The following is a 21,792-nucleotide window of genomic DNA, read 5'->3' as shown; positions in this document are numbered from 1 at the left end:
CCTTAGTGCAAACCAAAAACATTGAGCATGGTGGAGAGTTTTACGCCGGTTTCACGCCACTCGCCCACGGGTGAAGAGGCCGGGACAATGCCCGCGCCGGCAAACAGGCGAACGGTATTCTGCTGCAGACGAGCGCAGCGGATGGTGACCACCCATTCGCCATTGCCTTCACTGTCACACCAGCCGACGATGCCGCCGAACAGCTCGCGATCGAACGGCTCCAGCCCGGCGATCAACGCCTTAGCAGCCTGATGCGGGAAACCGCTCAGGGCTGGCGTCGGGTGCAGCAGGCAGGCCAGCGTCAGCGCGTTTTCGTTTTCACGCGCCTCACCTTCCACCGGCGTGGCCAGATGCCAGAGCGTGGGAGTGGTGATCAACTGTGGGGAGGAAGGCATGCTGAGGTGATGGCTGCGCGGTTTGAGAATGGCTTTCATCGCCTGGGTCACCAGGTCATGCTCGTGACGATCTTTTTCGGACGCCAGCAGCTTGTTGCCCGCCTCACGATCCAGCACGTCATCCGGCTGACGACGCGCGGAGCCTGCCAGCGGCAGAGAGCTAAAATGCGCCCCTTCTTTACGCAGCAGCAGTTCCGGGCTTGCGCCGAGCAGCACGCCACCGTCTTCCAGCGGTACGTGGAAGTTGTAGCTGGCCGGGTTCTGGGCTATTAGCCGCTCCATGAGCGCACCGCTATCAATCGGTTTGTCGGTGACGATATCAATCAGGCGCGACAGCACCACTTTGTTCACCTGCGGCGTGGCGGTGAGGGCAGCCGCGCGGGCGACCATCTCTTCAAATACCGGCTGCGGCGGGATCTCGGTGCGTTTTTCCACCTTCAGCGCCTGTGAGCCGGCAACATAGCGGGCGGACTGCTGACGCGCCGGGCGAGAAAAGGTCTGCCAGCGTTGCGGAATAAACAGAGACGACGGCTTGCGGGTATCAAACGGAATGGCACCCACCATCACAGGATGGGCAATGCCGCTGGCTTTTGCGTTGCGGAAAGCCTGGGCTAATTTCTGCTGAAACTGTCCTGCCGGATCGTCACCCCCGACGGCGGATTCAGAGAAGCGGGAAAAACAGCCGGACGTGGTAAAACTGCGGTAAGGCGACATAAAGAAAAAGCTGTCTGATTGCAGCGTGCTGGCGGTGTGCTGAACTTCCTCAGCCAGGGACGTATCCATTTCATCCTCCTAAAATGATAAAGACAGTAATAATGATTATCATTTATATTTACGCTCGCTAACCTAATCTCACATCGCGTCGCTGTCAACCGCAGAGCAAACATCTTCTTCGGGTAACGCTTGCATCCCGTCATCGCAAACATGAAAATGAGAAGCATTAACTTCAACAGAAACAGGATGCCACGTTGTGAAATGTCTTGCCGTCTGCCGTAATCCCCTGCTTTTCATCGGACTTTTTGTTTTAGGACTTACCTCAGCGCTTGCCGCCGACTGGCCGCGTCAGGTGACAGACAGCCGCGGCGTGCATACGCTTGAGCACAAACCGACGCGCATCGTCTCCACCAGCGTGACCCTGACCGGCTCCCTGCTGGCGATTGACGCGCCGGTTATTGCCAGCGGCGCCACCACGCCCAACAACCGCGTGGCGGATGCGCAGGGATTCCTGCGCCAGTGGGGCGATATTGCGAAACAGCGTCAGCTTGCGCGTCTGTACATTGGCGAGCCGAGCGCCGAAGCGGTGGCCGCCCAGATGCCGGACCTGATTTTGATCAGCGCCACCGGCGGGGATTCGGCGCTGGCGTTGTATGACCAGCTTTCAGCTATCGCGCCGACGCTTGTTATTAACTACGACGACAAAAGCTGGCAGGCGCTGCTAAAACAGCTCGGCAAAATCACGGGTCAGGAAAAACAGGCCGCCGAGCGCATCGCCGCGTTTGATAAGCAGCTTGCCCAGGTGAAACAGCAGATGACATTACCGCCGCAGCCGGTGAACGCCATCGTCTACACCGCCGCCGCACACTCGGCAAACCTGTGGACGGCGGAATCCGCTCAGGGCCAGTTATTGCAGCAGCTGGGCTTTACGCTGGCTGAACTGCCTGCCGGATTGCACACCTCCAAAAGCCAGGGTCAGCGTCACGATATTATTCAGTTAGGCGGGGAAAATCTGGCGACCGGGCTGAACGGCGAAGGGCTGTTCCTGTTTGCCGGTGATCAGAAAGATGTGGATGCGATTTACGCCAATCCGCTGCTGGCGCACCTTCCTGCCGTGCAGAACAAGCGCGTCTGGGCACTGGGAACAGAGACGTTCCGCCTGGATTATTACAGTGCAATGCGGGTACTGCAGCGTTTAGACGCACTGTTCAGGTAAGAGGCTAGCCCGGCCCTCTCGGTGAGAGGGCCGGTGTGAACGCGTCAGGCCGCACTGTCGTTCAACACAACCTCCTGCCTGAACCGACGCAGCTCAACCAGAACCACCAGCAATATCCCTCCCAGCATAGCCAGGACAAAGCCGCTGCTGCTCGCTGAAGCCACCGGGGTCATTATCGCCCCCAGCCCGCCGAGGATAGCCGCGCCAATGGCATCGCCCGTCACGTTCTGTGCGGTCCACAGACCGTTGATACGCCCCAGCATCCCTTCCGGCGTCTGGGTCTGGATCAGGGTGTACTGCAGCAATGAACTGATGGCGCTCAGCCAGCCAAAAATCACCAGGCACATTACGCCCAGCGCCCATATCGGCATCAGGCTGAAGAAACCAATCGCAATAAACGACGCCAGGGTAGCCAACAGCATAATCAGCCCGGGGCGCGCACTCTGCGCCAGGTTACCGCTGGTCAGCGCGCCGCATGCCGCGCCGAGCGGAATAGCCGCGTACAGCACGCCGATTTCCGACGCGCTCATCTGCCACACGCCCGCCAGCGCCGGGTAAAGCACGCGTACGGCGCTGGCCATCGTCAGCAGACCGCCGAGCAGCGCAATGCCACCTATCAACGGATTACTGAACAGAAAACGGATTGCGGCCATCAGTGATGTCAGCGGATGTTCACGCGGCTGTGGCGGAGGCGGCAGGTGCGGCAAACGCAGGAGCGTGAGCGTAGTGATAAAGGTGCCCGCCGCCGCCAGCCCATAGTTCCACGCCACGTTGCCGGTCGCCAGCAGCAGGCCGCCGACCATCGGTGAAATTACCGACCCGAGGCGCACGGTCAGCATGGTGATTGCCCCCGCCTGCATCAGGTTTTCGCGCCCGACCAGCGCGGGCGTGGCTGCCAGCAGCGCCGTGACGCCGAGTGACGCAAAAAAACCGTCCCACAGACCGAGGGCGTAAATGGCAATCAGTGACGGCTCCGGCAGCATGGCGTTCAGACACAGCCCGATAAAGCCTACGCCGCAGGTGCCGCGTGCCAGCAGGATCAGTTTTTTACGCTCATACCGGTCCGCCAGCACGCCGCCCACCATCAGGCCGATAAACATCGCCCCACCGGTTAAGGTAACCGAAAGCCCCACCAGCCAGCTGGAGTGGGTCATGGACTGGATCTGCACCGGCACGGCAACGCCAAGCAGGCCGAGGGAGAGGATGGAGATAAAACGGGCGATAAAGACAGCGCGGTATGCGGGGTGCGTCTTCAGCAGGCTGAGGTTGAGCAGCCAGGATTTTTGATTCATGACAAGGCCTTGAGTGTATTTCTACCAATTCCATTGGCGCACATGCTAACATAGCCAAATAAGATAGATAACGATAATCACTATCATTATCAAATCATGGATGTTGCTATGTCGTTTTCCTCTTCCGCGGTGCGCGCCGTTGCCGTGCCCGTGTTATTGCTACTGTTAATCCTTGCGATTGCACTCAGTTTGCTGGTCGGCGCGAAGCCGCTGCCCGCGTCCGTTATTGTCGATGCGCTCACTGGCAGCTGTCAGAGCGCCGACTGCACCATCGTGCTCGATGCCCGCCTTCCCCGTACCCTTGCCGGACTGCTGGCAGGAGGGGCGCTGGGTCTTGCCGGTGCCTTAATGCAAACGCTCACCCGTAACCCGCTGGCCGACCCCGGTATTCTTGGGGTAAACAGCGGTGCCAGCTTTGCGATTGTACTTGGCGCGGCGCTCTTCGGTTTTACCTCTCCGTCTGAACAACTGGTGATGGCCTTCTGCGGCGCGCTGGCGGCGTCGCTGGTGGTGGCGTTTACCGGTAGCCAGGGTGGCGGACAGCTGAGTCCGGTACGCCTGACGCTGGCGGGCGTGGCGCTCGCCGCCGTGCTGGAAGGGTTATCCAACGGCATCGCCCTGCTTAACCCGGATGTTTACGACCAGCTGCGCTTCTGGCAGGCCGGTTCGCTGGATATCCGCACCCTGGCAACCTTAAAAGTGGTGGTGATCCCGGTCGTCATCGCCGCCGCCGTCGCGCTGTGTTTAACCCGTGCGCTCAACAGCCTGAGCCTCGGGAGCGACACCGCAACCGCGCTCGGCAACCGCGTGGCGCGTACGCAGCTAACGGGTCTTGTCGCGATCACCGTACTGTGCGGCAGCGCAACTGCAGTTGTCGGCCCCATTGCTTTTATCGGCCTGATGATGCCCCACATGGCACGCTGGCTGGTGGGTGCCGATCACCGCTGGTCGCTGCCGGTCACGCTGCTTGCTACCCCTGCCCTGCTGCTGTTCGCGGATGTTGTGGGTCGCCTGCTGGTGCCTGGTGAACTGCGCGTCTCGGTGGTAAGCGCGTTTATCGGTGCACCGGTGCTGATCTTCCTTGTGCGACGTAAACGCGGAGGTGGCGCATGATGGCCCCGTCCCGACGTTTAGTCACCAGCGTGTCGTTGCTGGCCGTCGTCATTCTGATGCTGGCGGTCTGGAGCCTGCGCAGCGGCGCGGTCACGCTCGATTTCGCGCAGGTTTTTAACGCGCTGCTTGGCAGTGCGCCGCGCAATGTCACCCTGGTGGTCACCGAGTGGCGACTGCCGCGCGTGGCGATGGCGATTCTGGTGGGCGCGGCGCTCGGCGTCAGCGGTGCCATTTTTCAGTCGTTGATGCGCAACCCGCTTGGCAGCCCGGACGTGATGGGGCTGAACACCGGCGCCTGGAGCGGCGTGCTGGTGGCGATGGTACTGTTTGGTCAGCACCTGACGGCCATCACGTTCACCGCGATGACCGGCGGGATAGTCACCGCGCTCATTATCTGGGCGCTGGCCTGGCGCAACGGTATCGACACCTTCCGTCTGATCATTATCGGTATCGGCATTCGCGCCATGTTGATGGCTTTCAACACCTGGCTATTGCTGCAGGCTTCGCTCGACACCGCGCTCTCTGCCGGGCTGTGGTATGCCGGTTCGCTCAATGGCCTGACGTGGGGCAAAACCTGGCCCGCTGCCCCGCTGATCCTGGTGATGTTTATTGGCGCGGTGTTGCTGGTACGCCGGATGCGCCTGCTGGAGATGGGTGATGACAGCGCCTGCGCGCTGGGTGTGGGCGTTGAGCGCTCGCGCCTGATGCTGATGCTGGTGGCGGTGTTACTGACCGCTGCCGCCACCGCCATCGCCGGGCCGATCTCGTTTATCGCGCTGGTTGCACCGCACATTGCCCGGCGCATCAGCGGCACGGCGCGCTGGGGATTAACCCAGGCGGCGCTGTGTGGCGCAGCGTTACTGCTGGCCGCCGACCTCTGCGCCCAGCGGTTATTTATGCCTTATCAACTTCCGGTAGGCGTCGTGACCGTCAGCCTCGGCGGGATTTACCTCATCGTCTTGTTAGTTCAGGAGTCACGCAAGAAATGACAAACAGCACAACCCGCTTGCGCGGCGAACACTTAACCCTCGGCTATGGCAAAAAAATCATTGCCCGTGACCTGACGGTGGCTATCCCGGACGGCCATTTTACGGCGATTATCGGCCCGAATGGCTGCGGTAAATCGACCCTGCTGCGAACCCTCAGCCGCCTGATGACGCCGGTTGAGGGCTGCGTGTATCTCGACGGCGAGCAGATCCAGCGCTTTGCCAGCAAAGAGGTGGCGCGCCGTATCGGCCTGCTGGCGCAAAACGCCACCACGCCCGGGGATATCACGGTGCAGGAACTGGTCTCACGCGGGCGCTATCCGCATCAGCCGCTGTTTACTCGCTGGCGTAAAGAGGATGATGAGGCGGTGAAGCGGGCGATGCAGGCGACGGGCATTACCGATCTGGCCCGGCAAAGCGTGGATACGCTCTCCGGCGGGCAGCGCCAGCGGGCGTGGATTGCGATGGTGCTGGCGCAGGAAACCGCCATCATGCTGCTGGACGAGCCAACCACATGGCTGGATATCAGCCATCAGATCGATCTGCTGGAGTTGTTGAGCGAGCTGAACCGCACGCAGGGCTATACGCTGGCGGCCGTGCTGCATGATTTAAATCAGGCATGCCGCTATGCCACACATTTGATTGCGTTGCGCGACGGCGAAATTGTGGCGCAGGGTGCGCCAAAAGAGATTGTGACGCCGGATCTGATCGCGCAGATCTACGGCATGCGCTGCATGATTATCGACGATCCCGTGGCCGGTACGCCGCTGGTGGTGCCGTTGGGCAAGCGTGCAGTCTGATGCCCTCACCCTCTCCTGGAAGAGAGGGTGAGAGTGAGGGGAAACCGCTACCCCAATATCGCCTTCAGCACCGGTCCTATTGTCTCAAACGCCTGCGGTGAAATGATATCCACGTGGTCGCAATCCTGGCTGTAAACCTCCAGTTCCCCCACCCACGGCGCCCAGGCCTGCTGCGGATCCAGCGTTTGCGTGCGCCCGGCAACAAACAACGTCGCTTTACCGTCGAACCGTGAACTGTGCGCCGTTGTCAGCAGGCGGACGGCATCGGCGTAATTCCCTTCGATGGCGTTAAAGAGCTCGCCAGAGCCTTGCCCCTGCTGCGCGGCGATAAACGCCTGACGCTCGCGTTCGATTTCTGCCAGTACGTCCGGATCGAGATCATTGGCCTCTTTCTCTGCCCAGTTCTGGGTTTCCGGCGGCCAGGTATCCAGCAAGCCGAGAAACGCCACCGCGTCCCCCTGCTCGCGCAGACGGGCCGCAATGCCCTGCGCCAGCGTGCCGCCAAGCGAGTAGCCGAACAGATAATACGGCCCCTGCGGCTGTTGCCCGCGCAGCGTCTGCAGATGCTGTTCGATCACCTCGTCCAGCGTAGCGCACTGCTGCATCGGCCCTTCCGGACGCGGCGACTGAATGCCGGTGATTGACCAGCGCGGGCTGAGATAGCGCGCCAGCACGCTAAACTGCCAGGCAAAGCCGGATGCCGGATGGAAGCAGAACAGCGTCGGACCGTTGCTTTCACGCAGCGGCAGAAGGGTCTCGTAGCCCAGACGCTGTGCCTGTTCGTCATTCATCGATGAATCCAGCAACGCGCTGAGCATGCTGACCGTTGAGGCCACCATAATCTGCCCCGGAGTGACCCTGCGGGCAAACGTACGGCTGAGCTGCGCGGCCAGGCGCATCGCCAGCAGGGAATGACCGCCGAGGGCGAAGAAATCGGCATCGATGTCGTTCACCTCACAACCGAGCAGGGCAGAAAATGCCTGCGCGACGGCCACTTCAGCGTCTGTTTCTGGCGCCCGCCCGGACGTCTTGCGGGTCAATTCCGGCAACGGAAGCGCCTTGCGGTCAAGCTTTCCGTTGGCAGAGAGCGGCAGCGCACTGATTTGCAGCAGCACCACCGGCACCATATGGGGCGGCAATTGAGCTTTAAGCGAGTGCAGCAGCGCATCGCGGTCCAGCGGCAAGCCGGACCCGGAGACGACATACCCTACCAGCTGTCGGGCATCGCCCCCGGTTGCCGCCGCCTGATTAAAGACGCACGCGTGCGCTACGGCCTGCGCCACGTCAGGCAGCGAAAGCATCGCACGATCGATTTCGCCAAGTTCGATACGCTGACCACGAATTTTCAGCTGATCGTCACTGCGGCCCAGATATTCCACCGCGCCGTTATCCAGCCAGCGCGCCACGTCACCGGTGCGGTACATCCGCTCGCCAGGTGCAAAGGGATCGGCAATGAAGCGGCTGGCGGTCAGGTCCGGACGACCGAGATACCCCTGCGCAAGCTGGGTCCCGGTAAGATAGAGGTCACCGGCCACGCCGAACGGCACCGGACGCATCATCGCATCCAGAATGCGCAGCCCCGTATTCCACACCGGGAAGCCAATCGGCACGCTGTTGCCCGCCACCGCCGCCAGTTCCGGACCCGACGCCGGATACCAGCTCACGTCCACCGCCGCTTCCGTTGGACCATAAAGGTTATGCAACGGGACATGAGTAAGGTGCTCCCACTCCCGACACAGTTCTGTCGGCAGCGCTTCCCCGCTGCAGAACACCTGCTTCAGTGTCTGACAGCAGTCGGCATTTTCCGGCGTCAGCGAGGCAACGAACGCCGCCAGCATCGACGGCACAAAGTGTGTCGTGGTCACGCCATAATGCGCGAAGAAGTTCTGCATCGCCTGCGGATCGCGGTGCGCGTCCGGCTCGGCCATCACCAGCTTCGCGCCGGCGATAAAGGGCCACCAGAACTCCCAGACCGAGACGTCAAAACTGCACGGCGTCTTTTGCGCCACCACGTCATGCGCGTCCAGCGGATAGTGATCCTGCATCCACATCAGGCGGTTAACGATGGCGGTATGCCCTACCATCACGCCTTTTGGCCGCCCCGTTGAGCCTGAGGTAAAGATGATGTACGCCGTGTGCGCCGGCTTTGCCAGCCGCAGCGGTTCACTGCCCGCAGGAGGTAATAGTGTGTTGTAACTAAATACAGGGACCGGCAGATCGCGAAAGCGCGAAAGCTGATCGTCAGAGGCGATCAGCAGGGACGGTTTCGCGTCCTCCAGCATCATGCGCAGACGATCGTCCGGGTAACCGGTATCCAGCGGCAACCACGCGGCGCCCGCCTCCACGATGCCGTGCAGCGCCAGGGTAAGAAACACCGAGCGCGGCAGGGCTACCGCCACGCTGTCGCCAGGCTTAACGCCGCGTTCCCGCAGTAATGTCGCAAGAGCCACCACCTGCTCGCGCATCTGGCGGTAATTCAGTTCGATGTGCGCATCAGCAAGCGCGGGGGCATCCGGCGTTTTATCCGCCTGGTCTGCCACCAGCTGAGCCAGCGTGGTTGACGGTAGCGCCAGCCCGGTATCATTGATACGCGCCAGCTGCTGGTATTCCTGCTCTGAAACGGTTTCTGCTTCGCCGCAGCGCAAATCCGGGTTGGCAGCAAACTGCATCAGCATGGCGTTCAGGCGTGCAACGTGGCGCGTTAGCGTCGCTTCATCGTAGCGCTGCTTATTGGCAAGGATTTCAATACTCAGGCCGCCCTGCTCGTCCGGGAACAGCGCCAGTTCAAGGTCATTGACCGGGCCAGTGGCCAGCGTATGGGTGATGGCGTCCACGCCATCCATATCCAGCTGATAATCAAACACCTTGACGTTCAGTACCGGGCCAAACAGCGCGTCATCGCCCGCGGCACGTCCGCTGTCACGCACGATCTGCTCGGCGTCATAACGCTGATGGCGACGCATTTTTTTCAGCTGATTTGCCAGACGATGCGCCAGCGCAGGCAGGCTTTCGTGCGGGGCGATGTTCACCGCCAGCGGCAGCACGTTCAGCACCGGACCGGTTGCCGTTAAGGCCGCCGACCCCATTCGGCGCATAAAGATAAACCCGGCGGCGTAGTCCAGCCGTCCGGTCAGACGCCCGATCCACAGCGCCACCAGCGCAAGCGCCAGATCGGTACGCTGAACCGGCCCCGCCACCTGAGCAAGCCGGGTAAAGGCGCGGCGGTCAGCCGTGACCTTCAGACGCAGAATATCGGTGGTCGCCGCACGGCCCGGCAGCGGTGCCGACGACAGCGAGACCGGGGAAGGAAGCTGCTTACGCTGCTCCGCCCAGAACGCCCCGTCGCGCTGATACGCTTCGCTGTCGCGATAGCGCTGGTACTCCTCCACCACCTCGACGAAAGGGGTAAACGGCGACGCGGGCGTGGGCTCGCCGTTTTGCCATGCGCGATAAATAGCGGCGATCTGACGGGTAATCGCCGGAAAACTGAAGCCATCCACCACCAGATGATGATATCGCTGATACCAGTACCAGTGCCCTTCGCCTACCTGAATCAGCTGATGGAACGCCAGCGGCTGACCGCTGTCCACGCGCAGGTTCTGGTTTAAATCCGCCGCCATCAGGGCCATCGCCGCGTCATGGGATTCGGCGCAAACCACGGACGGTTCAGGCAGTGACATAGCGTCATCCACCCATTGCCACACCTCGCCATTCTCTTGCACAAAATGCATGCGCAGGGTGTCGGCCTGCCGCATCCCTTCAACAATGGCTTTTGCCAGCAGCGGTGCGTCAATATTGCCCTTCAGCTCGGTGTAGTGCGCCACGCTCCAGGCGTTTGGCAGGGAGGAAAGCTGCTCCGCCATCCAGATACCCGGCTGGGCGGCGACAAGAGGAAGACGGTTCATGCTTTCTCTCCCGCAAAATACGACGGTTGCAGGGTTTGCCAGTGGTCGGCGAGCCACTGCTGACAGGCTTCCTGAGACTGTGCTTCACAGACCACGCGCCAGCCCGCCGGCAGCTGGCACTGCTGCGGCCACAGACTGTACTGTCCCTGGTCGTTACGCAAAATCGCAAACTGACCCTGCGGATTATCGAAAGGGTTGCTGAATTCCATACAGACTCCGTTAGTGAATAAGCGGCTGCCAGAGGGTCATCAGCCCCTGCGTCAGCCCACCGCGCCAGCAAAGCGCGTCGTGTCCGCCGTCAACCTGACGCCAGATAACCGGTTGCTGCGGGTGCAGTTCGGCGTAGATCGCCTGATTCGCGCGGAAGATGAGCGGCTCATTGCGCCCGGCTTCAAGAACGATACGCAGCCCGCGCGCGGTGAGGTCGCCCGCTTTAAGTTGTTCGATGAGCAACCCGTCCTGCTGACCGCCACGGTGCGGCCACCAGTAGGAGCCGGACTGGCTTAATACGCAGCCAAAGCGCTCGGGCCAGTTAAGCCCGGCATAAAGTGAAGAGAGGCCGCCAAAGCTTTGACCCGCGACTACCGTTCGGTCGGCGCGGTCGCTGAACGGAGTGCGGCTGTTCACCCGCGGGAGAAGTTCCTCCTGCACCGCCCGCCAGAAATCAGGGTTGCAGGGCAACTCGTGATTGCGGTGCGCCATGTCGATCACATCGATTAAGACGTAGACGGCAGGCGGCAGTTTGCCCGCGTTTGTCAGCGCGGTTAGCGGAGACCACACGGGCATGCTTTCGGCCCAGAACTGGCCGTCGAGCAGTACGGCAAGCGGCCGCTCCGGGCTGTCTTCACCGGTGGTGAAAACCCACACCCGGCGGCGGTTATTCAGACGCACGCTTTCCCATTCAAAGCAGACGGGCGCGTTGCCGGGCGTTGCGGGCGTGTTCCAGCCGGGCTGAACCGGGGCCTCGGGCATTTCGAGCGCCGAGACGGGATGCCCGCGCCCGCCGCGCCAGCTTTGCGGATTTAAAGGGTCGGCCATCGCCGCGGGGAGCAACTTTCGCCAGCCTTCACGCAGCGCCAAACGATCGGGTTGCTCGCCGTGGAAGACCGCGTCGGCAAAATCATCTTCGTTCACTGAGGGGATAAAACAGTAGCTGCCGCGCCATTGCGGGGTGAACGCGCCCTGCCACTGCCAGACGTCAGTATTAGGAATGCGCTCAAGGGATTGCGGACGGGCATTTTGATGGTGATCGGTCACGCCGGTGATGTAGAGCCAGACGCGTTTTAGCGGCGAGGTCTTTTGCGTTCCTGCCGGATCACGCCACCAGAAAGTGACGCGATAGTGCCCCTTCTCGCGGGTCCATTCGGGTCCGTTTTTCGACTGCCACCAGGCTTCACTTCCCGTTTTTAACCCCGTCACCCGTATAACCTCATGTTTATCAGTCTTTTTTGTTTCAGGACAAATTTTATTGATAATATTATTGATAACTATTTGCATTTGCAATAGCGTAATGGCCGCGCTGTGGGAAGCGCGCTTATAAAACAACCATGCCACGCGTTGTGTGCGCTCGAGGACGGGGCTGCTTACGCAAACTGCGGGTGACACCATGCCGCCTCCTCTCCCTTTCGGGAATGGAGCCCGGGGATGCGGCGCGAAAAGCAGGACGTACAATGAATAAGAAGATTCACTCCCTGGCCTTGCTGGTCAACTTAGGGATTTACGGCGTTGCGATGCCAGCGCTGGCAGACGACAACACCGCCAACGCGCAGCACGAAGACACCATGGTGATCACCGCCGCAGAGCAGAACCTGCAGGCACCAGGGGTATCGACCATCACCGCCGATGAAATCCGTAAAAACCCGCCCGCACGTGACGTGGCCGAAATCATCCGCACCATGCCTGGCGTTAACCTGACCGGGAACTCCACCAGCGGACAGCGCGGCAATAACCGTCAGATTGATATTCGTGGTATGGGTCCGGAAAACACCCTGATCCTGATCGACGGCAAGCCGGTCACCAGCCGCAACTCCATCCGTCTGGGCTGGCGCGGCGAGCGAGATACCCGCGGTGACACCGGCTGGGTACCGCCAGAGATGATTGAACGCATTGAGGTCATTCGCGGCCCGGCCGCAGCTCGCTACGGTAACGGTGCGGCAGGCGGCGTGGTGAACATCATCACCAAAAAATTCGACAACCAGTGGCATGGCTCCTGGAACACCTATCTGAATGCTCCAGAACATAAGGATGAGGGTTCCACTAAGCGCACCAACTTCAGCCTGAGCGGCCCGCTGGGCGGCGACTTCAGCTTCCGCATGTTTGGTAACCTGGACAAAACCCAGGCCGATGCGTGGGACATCAACCAGGGTCACCAGTCCGATCGTACCGGTACCTATGCCGACACCCTGCCTGCAGGCCGTGAAGGGGTCGAGAACAAAGACATTAACGGCGTGGTCCGCTGGGACTTCGCGCCCATGCAGTCCCTGGAGTTTGAAGCGGGCTATAGCCGCCAGAACAACCTCTACGCGGGTGATACCCAGAACACCAACAACGACAACAGCTCCAGCGGTCTGGTGAAGAAAAACTACGGTAAAGAGACTAACCGTATCTATCGTCAGAACTTTGCGGTGACCTGGAACGGCGGCTGGGATAATGGCATCACCACCAGCAACTGGGCGCAGTACGAGCACACCCGCAATTCGCGTCTCGGCGAAGGCCTGGCAGGCGGTACGGAAGGATTGTTCAACAGCAATAAATTCACCGACACCGACCTGGCTGATGTGATGCTGCACAGCGAAATCAACCTGCCGATTGATTTCCTCGTCAACCAGAACCTGACGCTGGGCACCGAGTGGAACCAGCAGCGCATGAAGGACTCGACCTCCTTCTCGCAAACCCAGCAGGGCGGGACCATTCCGGGGCTCAGCAACGATCGTAGCCCGTATACCTCGGCGGAGATCTTCTCCCTGTTCGCTGAAAACAACATGGAGCTGACGGACAGCACCATGCTGACCCCGGCGCTGCGCTTCGATCACCATACGATCGTCGGTAACAACTGGAGCCCGTCCCTGAACCTGTCGCAAGGCCTGGGTGACGACTTTACGCTGAAGATGGGTATCGCCCGCGCCTATAAAGCGCCGAGCCTGTACCAGACCAACCCGAACTATCTGTTGTACAGCAAAGGCCAGGGCTGCTACGCCAGCTCCGACGGCGTGGGTTGCTACATGATGGGTAATGACGACCTGAAAGCCGAAACCAGCATCAACAAAGAGATTGGTCTGGAGTGGAAACACGACGGCTGGCTGGCGGGCGTGACCTGGTTCCGTAACGACTACCGCAACAAGATTGAAGCGGGGTATGCGCCAGTCGGCCAGACCTCCACCAGTAAAGTGACCACCGATATTTACCAGTGGGAAAACGTGCCTAAAGCGGTGGTTGAAGGTCTGGAAGGCTCCCTGAACGTGCCGGTCAGCGACACGATCAACTGGACCAACAACATCACCTATATGCTGCAAAGCAAGAACAAGGAGACCGGCGACCGTCTGTCGATCATCCCGGAGTACACGCTGAACTCAACCCTGAGCTGGCAGGTACATCAGGATGTGTCGCTGCAGTCGACCTTCACCTGGTACGGCAAGCAGCAGCCGAAGAAGTACAACTACAAAGGCCAGCCGGTGACCGGGTCTGAGAAAGACGAAGTCAGCCCGTACAGCATCGTTGGCCTGAGTGCGACCTGGGACGTGACCAAAAACGTCAGCCTGACCGGCGGCGTGGATAACGTCTTTGATAAACGCCAGTGGCGCGCGGGTAATGCCCAGACCACCGGCAACGCCACAACCGGTGCGTATATGTACGGCGCGGGTGCATACACCTATAATGAGCCGGGCCGAACCTGGTTTATGAGCGTGAACACGCACTTCTAAGGCAGGCTGTGTCTCCCCTCTCCTGCCGGGAGAGGGGCTGAATGTCTCCCTCTCCCGGCAGGAGAGGATCGGGGTGAAGGCATCAGGCCGCACTATTCCTCAACGTCAGGACGAGAAAACATGCGTACCACCCACTCCACATTTCGTCTTGCCGGAACCACGGTCCACCAAATTACCTTCGATCCCACCACCTTTACCGACGCCGACCTCCTCTGGCTTCCTCACCAGGCCCAGCTAACCGACGCCGGGCGAAAACGAAAAACCGAACACCTTGCCGGTCGCCTCGCCGCCGTCCACGCACTCAGAGCGATTAACGAATGCGCCGTTCCCGGCATCGGTCCCAGCGGGGAACCCCTCTGGCCGGAAGGCATCACTGGCAGCATTACCCACAGCGGTACACAGGCGATGGCGGTGGTTGCGCGCTATCCGCATACGCTAATCGGCATTGATCTGGAAGCCATTCTTTCCGAAAACGAAGCTCACGAAATAAAGGAAGGTGTCGTCGACGCACAGGAAGAAACACGCCTTTTACAGTCGGGCAAGCCTTTCGCGCTTACATTGACGCTCGCATTCAGCGCCAAAGAGAGCCTGTTTAAAGCGCTTTTTCCTGTAGTGAGGGAATACATGGGATTTGAATGCGCACGGGTCAGTGCATTGAATGAGAAAACGCTGGTATTAAAACTTGCCCAACCCATAGGGTGTTATTACGATGGATTGTGTTTTAACCTGGCATGGCAAATTATGGACGAAAGCGTATGCACGTTGCTCGTCGTTCAGGAATAGTTTTGACTTTTTATCCGAAAAATTCAACACCCTACTCTTTTGATAAAATATCATTACTGAAAACAAAACAATTATTAATATAAAACCCAACCACAAAGAAATATCCTTGCAGCTTTATCACGCCTACGATCATGTATAAAAAATATAGCACCTCACAACCTATCTCGATGTGGGAAACATACACCCCTTGAGTGCAAATGTTAAGAGAATCTATCCCTTCCTACTACTTTTAATAGTTAGATAAAACCAATTTAATTTTAGAACATAATCCACAACTCGCCACCATGCTTTCCATAACAGAATTATGCAACGAAACTTAGAGGTAGATCAAAAACCCAAAGATAAAAAAACCGTGAAAGATGAAATAAGTCATTTCCATTTTCTTTATTTCAGGAACATTATGTTAAGGCTGTTTTACTTTAACTCCATATAACTAAGGAAAGTCTAATGCGTGAATTAAATCAAAATGAAATGAGTATTGTGGCCGGTGGTATTGGTGCCGGTAATGGGAACGGTAATCACAGTGGCAACGGCAATGGCAATAGTGGTGGTAATGGTGGTACCTGTAATGGCGGCAATGGCGGTAATGGTGGTCGCGGCGGTAATGGCGGTAATGGGGGTAACGGCGGAAGCTGCGGCGGTGGCAATAATGGCGGTCGTCGATAGCCATCATTAAAAACCAAAACGACGACCCGCTGTAAGTTTGTCATGGCGGGTCGTTGTGCGTGATGCATTACTTTATCAGGAGTAAAAATGCGAGAACTACTGAAATCAGAGAGTGAAGGTATTTCTGGGGGTTCGCAATGCGATGGTGGAAGTGGAGGTAACGGGGGCGCAGGCGGTAATGGCGGCCGCGGAGGTAATGGAGGAACCTGTGGTTCTGGAAATGGTGGCCCTGGAGGGAAAGGGGGCAAAGGCGGTAAAGGTGGTCCCGGTGGACACGATGGCCGTAACGGTAGGGATGGTTGAGTCGTCGAAGAAATAGTATTACCGAAGCGCAGCAAAGCAAATTACATATGCAGGAAAAAACACGATATCCCTGGATATGCAGAATAACCAGGTGCAATTGACTTAAAATTGTCACCTGGTGAACCACACAAAATCACGAAATCTTTTAAAAAAAGGAAAAAGTGCGTGTATCGCCAAAAAGCGGTTGATCACAAAAAATTGAGATGGCAAGGAAGAGCCATATTACTGCCTGGGATCCCTGTTTGGTTGGTTGCAGGGCTATCTGTTTTTTTTGTTATTGCTTTTCTAACCTTCGTCCTAACGTTCACCTATACGAGAAGAATAACTGTAGTGGGAGAAATAACCACCTATCCTCGTTCATCTAACGTTTACGCCAGTGTTCAGGGGGTGGTAGTTAAACAATTTGTCAAAGAAGGTCAACTGCTCAAAGTAGGTGATGCTATTTACATGATCGATGTTAGTAAAAGCACACGTAGCGGTGTTGTCAGCGATAATCAGCGTATGGATGTTGACAACCAGCTGACACGCATATCTCAAATCATGTCTCTTCTCCAGGAAAATAAAAAAAACACTCTTGAGATGCTCAAAAAACAAAAAGAACAATATAGCGCTGCTCTCAAACGTTCCTCAGATATTATCACCCAAGCCCAGGAAGGCCTCCATGTAATGAAAACTAACATGGAGAACTACCGGCATTATCAGGCGCGTGGTCTTATTACTCAGGATCAGCTGATTAATCAGATAGCCTTATACTACGAACGACAGAATAACATGATTAACCTGTCTGCCCAGAGTGACCAAAACGCGTTGCAGGTGACAACACTGGAGAGTCAGATTCAGACGCAGGCCGCTGAATTTGATAACCAGATTCATCAAATGGAACTTCAGCGCTATGAATTGCAAAAAGAACGTCTGAGTATTGATGCTGGAGGCGCTATTATTATCCGAGCCATGGCTAACGGGAGGGTAGATTCCCTTAGCGTCACCGTCGGGCAGATGATCAAGCCGGGCGACAGTCTGCTACAAATCATCCCATACAATATCGATCATTTCTCTCTTGTCATTTGGGTACCGAATGACGCAGTCCCCTATCTTAATGCTGGAGACCGCGTGAACATCCGCTATGAAGCCTTTCCTGCTCAAAAATTCGGTATGTTTGGCGGAGCAATTTCTGTCATCTCACGTTCCCCAGCCTCCCCACAGGAAATGCAAACCTATCAAGGGGCGCTTAAAGTGGCCTCATCTTCAGCTGCACCCTACTACAAAGTTATTATCAAACCTGACAGACAAAATATTGCGTACGCGGGTAAACGTCTGAGCTTGGGTAATGGAATGCAAGCTCAAAGCACCTTATTTCTGGAAAAAAGGAAGATCTATCAGTGGATGCTTTCCCCCTTCTACGATATGAAAAATAGCATAGAGGGCCCGATAAATGAGTAAACGTGCTTTTAAAACGCTTCTCGGACAACTCGATCTTCATCTGCGTTCTCGGGTTCCACTAGTTCATCAAACGGAATCCTCAGAATGCGGTTTGGCTTGTCTTGCGATGATTTGTAATCACTATGGAAAAAATAGCAATCTCATCTCCTTGCGACAACAATTCAACCTATCTGCACGTGGGACAACATTGGCAGGAATGAAAGAAATTGCTGAACAATTAGGACTTGCATCTCGCTGTTTATCCCTGGAACTTCATGAACTCAACTCGCTTAAGATCCCCTGCATCTTACATTGGGATTTTAACCATTTTGTAGTTCTGGTCGGTGTGAAACAAAATCGAGTGATCCTACACGACCCTGCCAGAGGCCGTAGAACGATAAATCTCGAGGAAATGTCTCAATACTTCACTGGCATAGCACTCGAAGTATGGCCTGGAAGTACATTTACCGAAGAGCAAGAAAGTCACCACTTCAGCCTCAAAGCCCTTGCAGCAAAGGTACATGGTCTTAAGGGTACGCTAGCGAAAATATTTTTCTATTCGCTCATTATTGAATCCATAAATCTTCTTATCCCGATAGGTACTCAGCTTGCACTGGATCATGCTATTCCCGCTGCAGATGTGGGCTTACTGACACTGATTTGTATTGGTCTGTTACTCTTTACTTTCTTACGCCTGGCATTGAGCGCACTGCGTTCATGGTCTTCATTATTAATGACTACGCTCATCAATGTTCAGTGGCAATCCGGGTTATTTTCACATTTACTGCGGCTACCTTTGAGTTATTTTGAGCGACGCAAGTTAGGTGACATTCAGTCTCGCTTTGGATCGTTGAACACTCTTCGGGAAACCTTTACCAGTAGTATCGTTGGAGCACTCATCGATGGAACAATGTTGATCGGTGTTGTCATTATGATGGCACTTTATGGCGGCTGGCTCACAGGCGTTGTTATGTGTTTTACTGCTCTATATGTCCTCATCCGTCTTATGACGTACAGTACCTACCGCGAATTATCGGAGGAAATTCTCGTTAGAGACGCCCGAACCCGATCTTATTTCATGGAAACGTTGTACGGTATAGCGACCATTAAAATGCAAGGTTTTAGTGAAAGAAGAAGCATCCACTGGCTGAACCTGGAAATTGACACAATTAACACTGAAATAAAAATCACCAAAATGGATTTGCTTTTTGGTGGCGTAAACTCCCTTATCACTGCTTGCGAGCAGATAGCAATGCTATGGCTGGGTTCAAGACTCATTATAGATAACGATATAACAATTGGGATGTTCATCGCTTTCGGTGTATTCAGAGAACAATTTGCCGACAGAGTTTGGTCATTAACTAATTTCCTGACTAAGTTGCGCATGATGCACCTTCATAATGAACGTGTGGCAGATATTGCACTTAATACTCAAGAAAAGAAAAAGCCCGATAGAGAAATATTAAACACGATGAAACCTGTAGCCCTAGAAATAAATGCATTAAGCTACCGATATGATGACCATTCGGCCGCTGTCTTTCGTGGTCTTTCTTTCCAGGTTTTAGCTGGAGAAAGTGTGGCAATTACAGGCCCGTCAGGTGCAGGTAAAACAACGCTTATGAGGGTTCTTTGTGGATTGTTTGAACCGCAGACAGGTTCAGTAATGATCGATGGTAATGACATTCAACAACTTGGTTTAAACAATTACCGCAAAATAATCGGGTGCGTAATGCAGGATGATAAGTTATTTTCTGGTTCAATTAGAGAAAATATTTGTGGCTTCGATGAAAATGCCGATTACGAATGGATGGAAGAGTGCGCTCGCGCAAGCTTTATCCATGGTGCTATTGTAAAAATGCCCATGGGATACGATACATTAGTTGGAGAACTTGGTGAGGGGTTGTCTGGAGGACAGAAACAACGCATCTTTATTGCCCGCGCACTTTATCGTAAACCCGGGATATTATTTATGGATGAAGCAACCAGTGCATTGGACGAAGAGAGTGAAACGTATGTTAATCAGGCTATCAAAAAGCTAAACATCACCCGAATAATCATTGCTCACAGACAATCAACCATCGCATCTGTTGAGCGTGTGATTCGATTAATGCCACAGACAGAACAGCATGGACTGCACTCTGAATGAAAAATTGCGTAAGACTAAGTATAAAACCGACATTATTCATAATAGTCATTTTGTTTGGCTGCGTTTTTTTCACTCATGCCCATGGGAGAAACGCAGATGTTGACAACAACGTAGATCCTTATCGCTGGATGGAAACCGACGGACAACAGACAGCTCGTTGGCTAAGCCATCAATCAGACCAGGCGGTTAAAATATTACACACCCTCCCCTGGCGAAATGCACTGGCGAAAAGACTAAGCATACTGGTTAACACAGAACCAACTCTATCTGATATCTATGATGCGGGCGATCGTCGTTTCTACCTACGATCGACAACTGAACATCCTTATCTGCGGCTTTTTGTGCAACAAAAGGGAAAACCTGAACGAGTGGTTATTACCCCTCCCGTCGGATATGGGATTAATTTTTTTAGCCCATCTCCAGACGGTCACTATGTGGCTTTTGGATTATCGAAAAATGGTACTGAAACTACGGCAATAAATGTCATCAGAGTTGCGGATGGTGTCGTATTAAAAGATGAAATTTCCGCGGTTCGCTATCCTAATGTTGTCTGGGCAGCGGATAACCAGTCATTTTATTACAGTCTTAACGATACAACTCATGATACCGGGCGACAAACATGCGGAAAAGTCTACTACCATCATTTAGGGAGCCAAAATGATGTTATGACTTTTGACTGGCATACTCTCCCGGAATTGACACAGAAGAAATGTGAAAACGTTAATTTGTTTGCATCCCCCGACTCTGCATATCTCATCGTTTATTTTTCGAAATCAATCAGCGGTTATGGCGGCTATCTTTTTTCAGCAAAAAACGCTCCCGCACTCAACGGAATATTACACTGGGCCAAAATCATTGATGTTGATGAGAATGTTTCTGCCTTTGTTTGCTCTGGAAAGTGGATTTATTTTGCTAACATGAATTCATCATCAGGTTATGATATCTCAAGAGTCGATCTGAGTACTCCTACTTCAAAACGAGAGCATGTGATGAGCTGGGCAAATGGTGAGCTCACCCAGCTAACCACCAGTCGGGATTCACTTTATATTGCATACCATGACTCTGGCACCAATAAATTCGTACGTATTCCTTTTGAAGACCCGAATAAACACCAGTTCATTCCAGCACCAGCAGATGAAAATGTGAGTGCAATATTCGCCAGCAATAACCGCAAGGATATCCTCTTCACCCGACAGAGTTGGCTCACGCAACCTGCTATTTTCCAGTATAACCCGGTCAATAATCGCATCAGAGATACGAATTTAATATCACCGGTAAAACAATCCTTTACAGACTATGTGACGGAAGAAATATGGGTTCTCACAGCAGATAACGTCCGCGTTCCGTTAACTTTAATTCATCATAAAGGGATTGAACACAATGGTGCCACCCCCATCTGGTTGACAGCTTACGGCGCTTATGGAGTAAGTACTCTTCCTGAATTTGATATTTCCCGCTTGCTCTGGCTTGAACAAGGCGGAGCCATCGCAATCGCGCATGTTCGAGGAGGAGGTGAACTGGGTCCAGCATGGCATGAAGGAGGTAGAGCGAATAAGAAAGAAAATTCTATTAATGATTTTATTCGTTGCGCTGAATATCTCGTTGATAATAATTACACCTCACCGTCAAAATTGGTGATCAGTGGTGAGAGCGCGGGGGGGATTATAATGGGTATGGCAATGACGCTTCGCCCAGAACTATTTTCAGCTGTGGCGATAGACGTCGGAATACTTAATACCAGTCGACTGGATAAAATTCCAATAGGCGAGATGAATTTTGAAGAGTTGGGTTCACCTTTTACACAATCAGGCATGCTCAATTTGTTAAAAATAGACGCTTATCAGCATCTGGTTCCAGGTAAACGCTATCCCCCGGTGTTGTTAACGGTCGGCCTGCATGACCAACGTGTCTCCCCCTGGCAGACAGCAAAATTCGCAGCCCGATTGCAGACAATAAACAAACCGTGGAATGTTCCGGTGCTGGTATTAGCTTACAGTCAAGGAGGACACAATGCGGCCACCTACGCAGAAGCTGATTCAAAATTAGTCGACACTGTGAGTTTCTTTATATGGAAAACCGGTATTCATTTTCAGAATCATTAATATTGCGCAGCACGAATGTGCCACGCCATTAA

At 55.2% G+C, this 21,792-nt stretch carries 16 protein-coding genes; 11 read left to right on the top strand and 5 right to left on the bottom strand.

The features are described from left to right. Window positions 1-2 precede the first annotated feature (2 nt). Window positions 3-1,178, bottom strand: a complete 1,176-nt coding sequence (gene entC, locus QRN24_RS01850; RefSeq protein ID WP_014169070.1) for an isochorismate synthase EntC — start codon at window positions 1,176-1,178, stop codon at window positions 3-5. 187 nt (window positions 1,179-1,365) lie between these two features. Between entC and fepB the strand changes: the two genes are divergently transcribed. Beyond that, on the top strand, window positions 1,366-2,325 hold the full coding sequence (gene fepB / locus QRN24_RS01845) for a Fe2+-enterobactin ABC transporter substrate-binding protein (RefSeq protein WP_284942266.1): 960 nt from the start codon (window positions 1,366-1,368) through the stop codon (window positions 2,323-2,325). Window positions 2,326-2,369: 44 nt separating this feature from the next. Here the strand turns inward: fepB and entS are convergent, their stop codons facing one another. After that, window positions 2,370-3,617 (bottom strand): enterobactin transporter EntS, encoded by a 1,248-nt coding sequence (gene entS / locus QRN24_RS01840; RefSeq protein WP_284942265.1) that lies wholly within the window; start codon window positions 3,615-3,617, stop codon window positions 2,370-2,372. A gap of 108 nt (window positions 3,618-3,725) precedes the next feature. On the opposite strand from entS, the gene fepD reads away from it, so the two are divergent. From fepD to fepC, 3 genes are read left to right on the top strand one after another with little or no spacing between them, the layout of a single operon-like run. After that, window positions 3,726-4,730, top strand: coding sequence for a Fe(3+)-siderophore ABC transporter permease (gene fepD, locus QRN24_RS01835; protein ID WP_284942264.1), 1,005 nt, complete (start codon window positions 3,726-3,728; stop codon window positions 4,728-4,730). Continuing rightward, on the top strand, window positions 4,730-5,719 hold the full coding sequence (gene fepG / locus QRN24_RS01830; RefSeq protein WP_025204701.1) for an iron-enterobactin ABC transporter permease: 990 nt from the start codon (window positions 4,730-4,732) through the stop codon (window positions 5,717-5,719). Before fepD ends, fepG begins: the two co-directional genes overlap by 1 nt. Further along, on the top strand, window positions 5,716-6,516 hold the full coding sequence (fepC, locus tag QRN24_RS01825) for an iron-enterobactin ABC transporter ATP-binding protein (protein WP_014169065.1): 801 nt from the start codon (window positions 5,716-5,718) through the stop codon (window positions 6,514-6,516). Before fepG ends, fepC begins: the two co-directional genes overlap by 4 nt. A gap of 47 nt (window positions 6,517-6,563) precedes the next feature. On the opposite strand, the gene entF is transcribed toward fepC, so the two are convergent. Genes entF through fes form a run of 3 tightly spaced genes read right to left on the bottom strand, consistent with a single transcriptional unit; the run spans window position 6,564 to window position 11,840 of the window. After that, a complete protein-coding gene (entF, locus tag QRN24_RS01820) occupies window positions 6,564-10,421 on the bottom strand; it encodes an enterobactin non-ribosomal peptide synthetase EntF (protein WP_284942263.1) in 3,858 nt (1,285 codons plus the stop codon). Further along, window positions 10,418-10,630, bottom strand: a complete 213-nt coding sequence (locus QRN24_RS01815) for an MbtH family protein (protein WP_014169063.1) — start codon at window positions 10,628-10,630, stop codon at window positions 10,418-10,420. Before QRN24_RS01815 ends, entF begins: the two co-directional genes overlap by 4 nt. A gap of 10 nt (window positions 10,631-10,640) precedes the next feature. Continuing rightward, window positions 10,641-11,840: an enterochelin esterase gene (gene fes / locus QRN24_RS01810; protein ID WP_252068284.1), complete on the bottom strand. Its 1,200-nt coding sequence runs from the start codon at window positions 11,838-11,840 to the stop codon at window positions 10,641-10,643. A gap of 251 nt (window positions 11,841-12,091) precedes the next feature. On the opposite strand from fes, the gene QRN24_RS01805 reads away from it, so the two are divergent. The 7 genes from QRN24_RS01805 (at window position 12,092) to QRN24_RS01775 (ending at window position 21,760) form a co-directional block, all read left to right on the top strand. Beyond that, entirely contained in the window at window positions 12,092-14,341 is a 2,250-nt protein-coding gene (locus QRN24_RS01805) for a TonB-dependent siderophore receptor (protein ID WP_020885035.1), read from the top strand. A gap of 120 nt (window positions 14,342-14,461) precedes the next feature. Then, window positions 14,462-15,124 (top strand): enterobactin synthase subunit EntD, encoded by a 663-nt coding sequence (gene entD, locus QRN24_RS01800; RefSeq protein WP_284942262.1) that lies wholly within the window; start codon window positions 14,462-14,464, stop codon window positions 15,122-15,124. Window positions 15,125-15,629: 505 nt separating this feature from the next. Beyond that, window positions 15,630-15,800: a hypothetical protein gene (locus QRN24_RS01795; RefSeq protein ID WP_163304619.1), complete on the top strand. Its 171-nt coding sequence runs from the start codon at window positions 15,630-15,632 to the stop codon at window positions 15,798-15,800. A 102-nt stretch (window positions 15,801-15,902) separates the two neighbouring features. Further along, on the top strand, window positions 15,903-16,109 hold the full coding sequence (locus QRN24_RS01790) for a hypothetical protein (RefSeq protein WP_284942261.1): 207 nt from the start codon (window positions 15,903-15,905) through the stop codon (window positions 16,107-16,109). A 149-nt stretch (window positions 16,110-16,258) separates the two neighbouring features. After that, the gene (locus tag QRN24_RS01785; protein WP_113656473.1) at window positions 16,259-17,533 is read left to right on the top strand and encodes an HlyD family secretion protein; all 1,275 of its coding nucleotides are present in this window, start codon (window positions 16,259-16,261) and stop codon (window positions 17,531-17,533) included. After that, window positions 17,526-19,658: a peptidase domain-containing ABC transporter gene (locus tag QRN24_RS01780; RefSeq protein ID WP_163304623.1), complete on the top strand. Its 2,133-nt coding sequence runs from the start codon at window positions 17,526-17,528 to the stop codon at window positions 19,656-19,658. The genes QRN24_RS01785 and QRN24_RS01780 overlap by 8 nt, the downstream gene beginning before the upstream one ends. Next, window positions 19,655-21,760: a prolyl oligopeptidase family serine peptidase gene (locus QRN24_RS01775; protein ID WP_284942260.1), complete on the top strand. Its 2,106-nt coding sequence runs from the start codon at window positions 19,655-19,657 to the stop codon at window positions 21,758-21,760. Before QRN24_RS01780 ends, QRN24_RS01775 begins: the two co-directional genes overlap by 4 nt. The last annotated feature ends 32 nt before the right edge of the window (window positions 21,761-21,792 follow it).

Source organism: Enterobacter sp. MEB024 (assembly GCF_030209635.1).
Classification (GTDB): domain Bacteria; phylum Pseudomonadota; class Gammaproteobacteria; order Enterobacterales; family Enterobacteriaceae; genus Enterobacter; species Enterobacter ludwigii.
The sequence above is the reverse complement of the archived record's forward strand: the minus strand, read 5'-3'. Positions and strand labels throughout refer to the sequence as shown.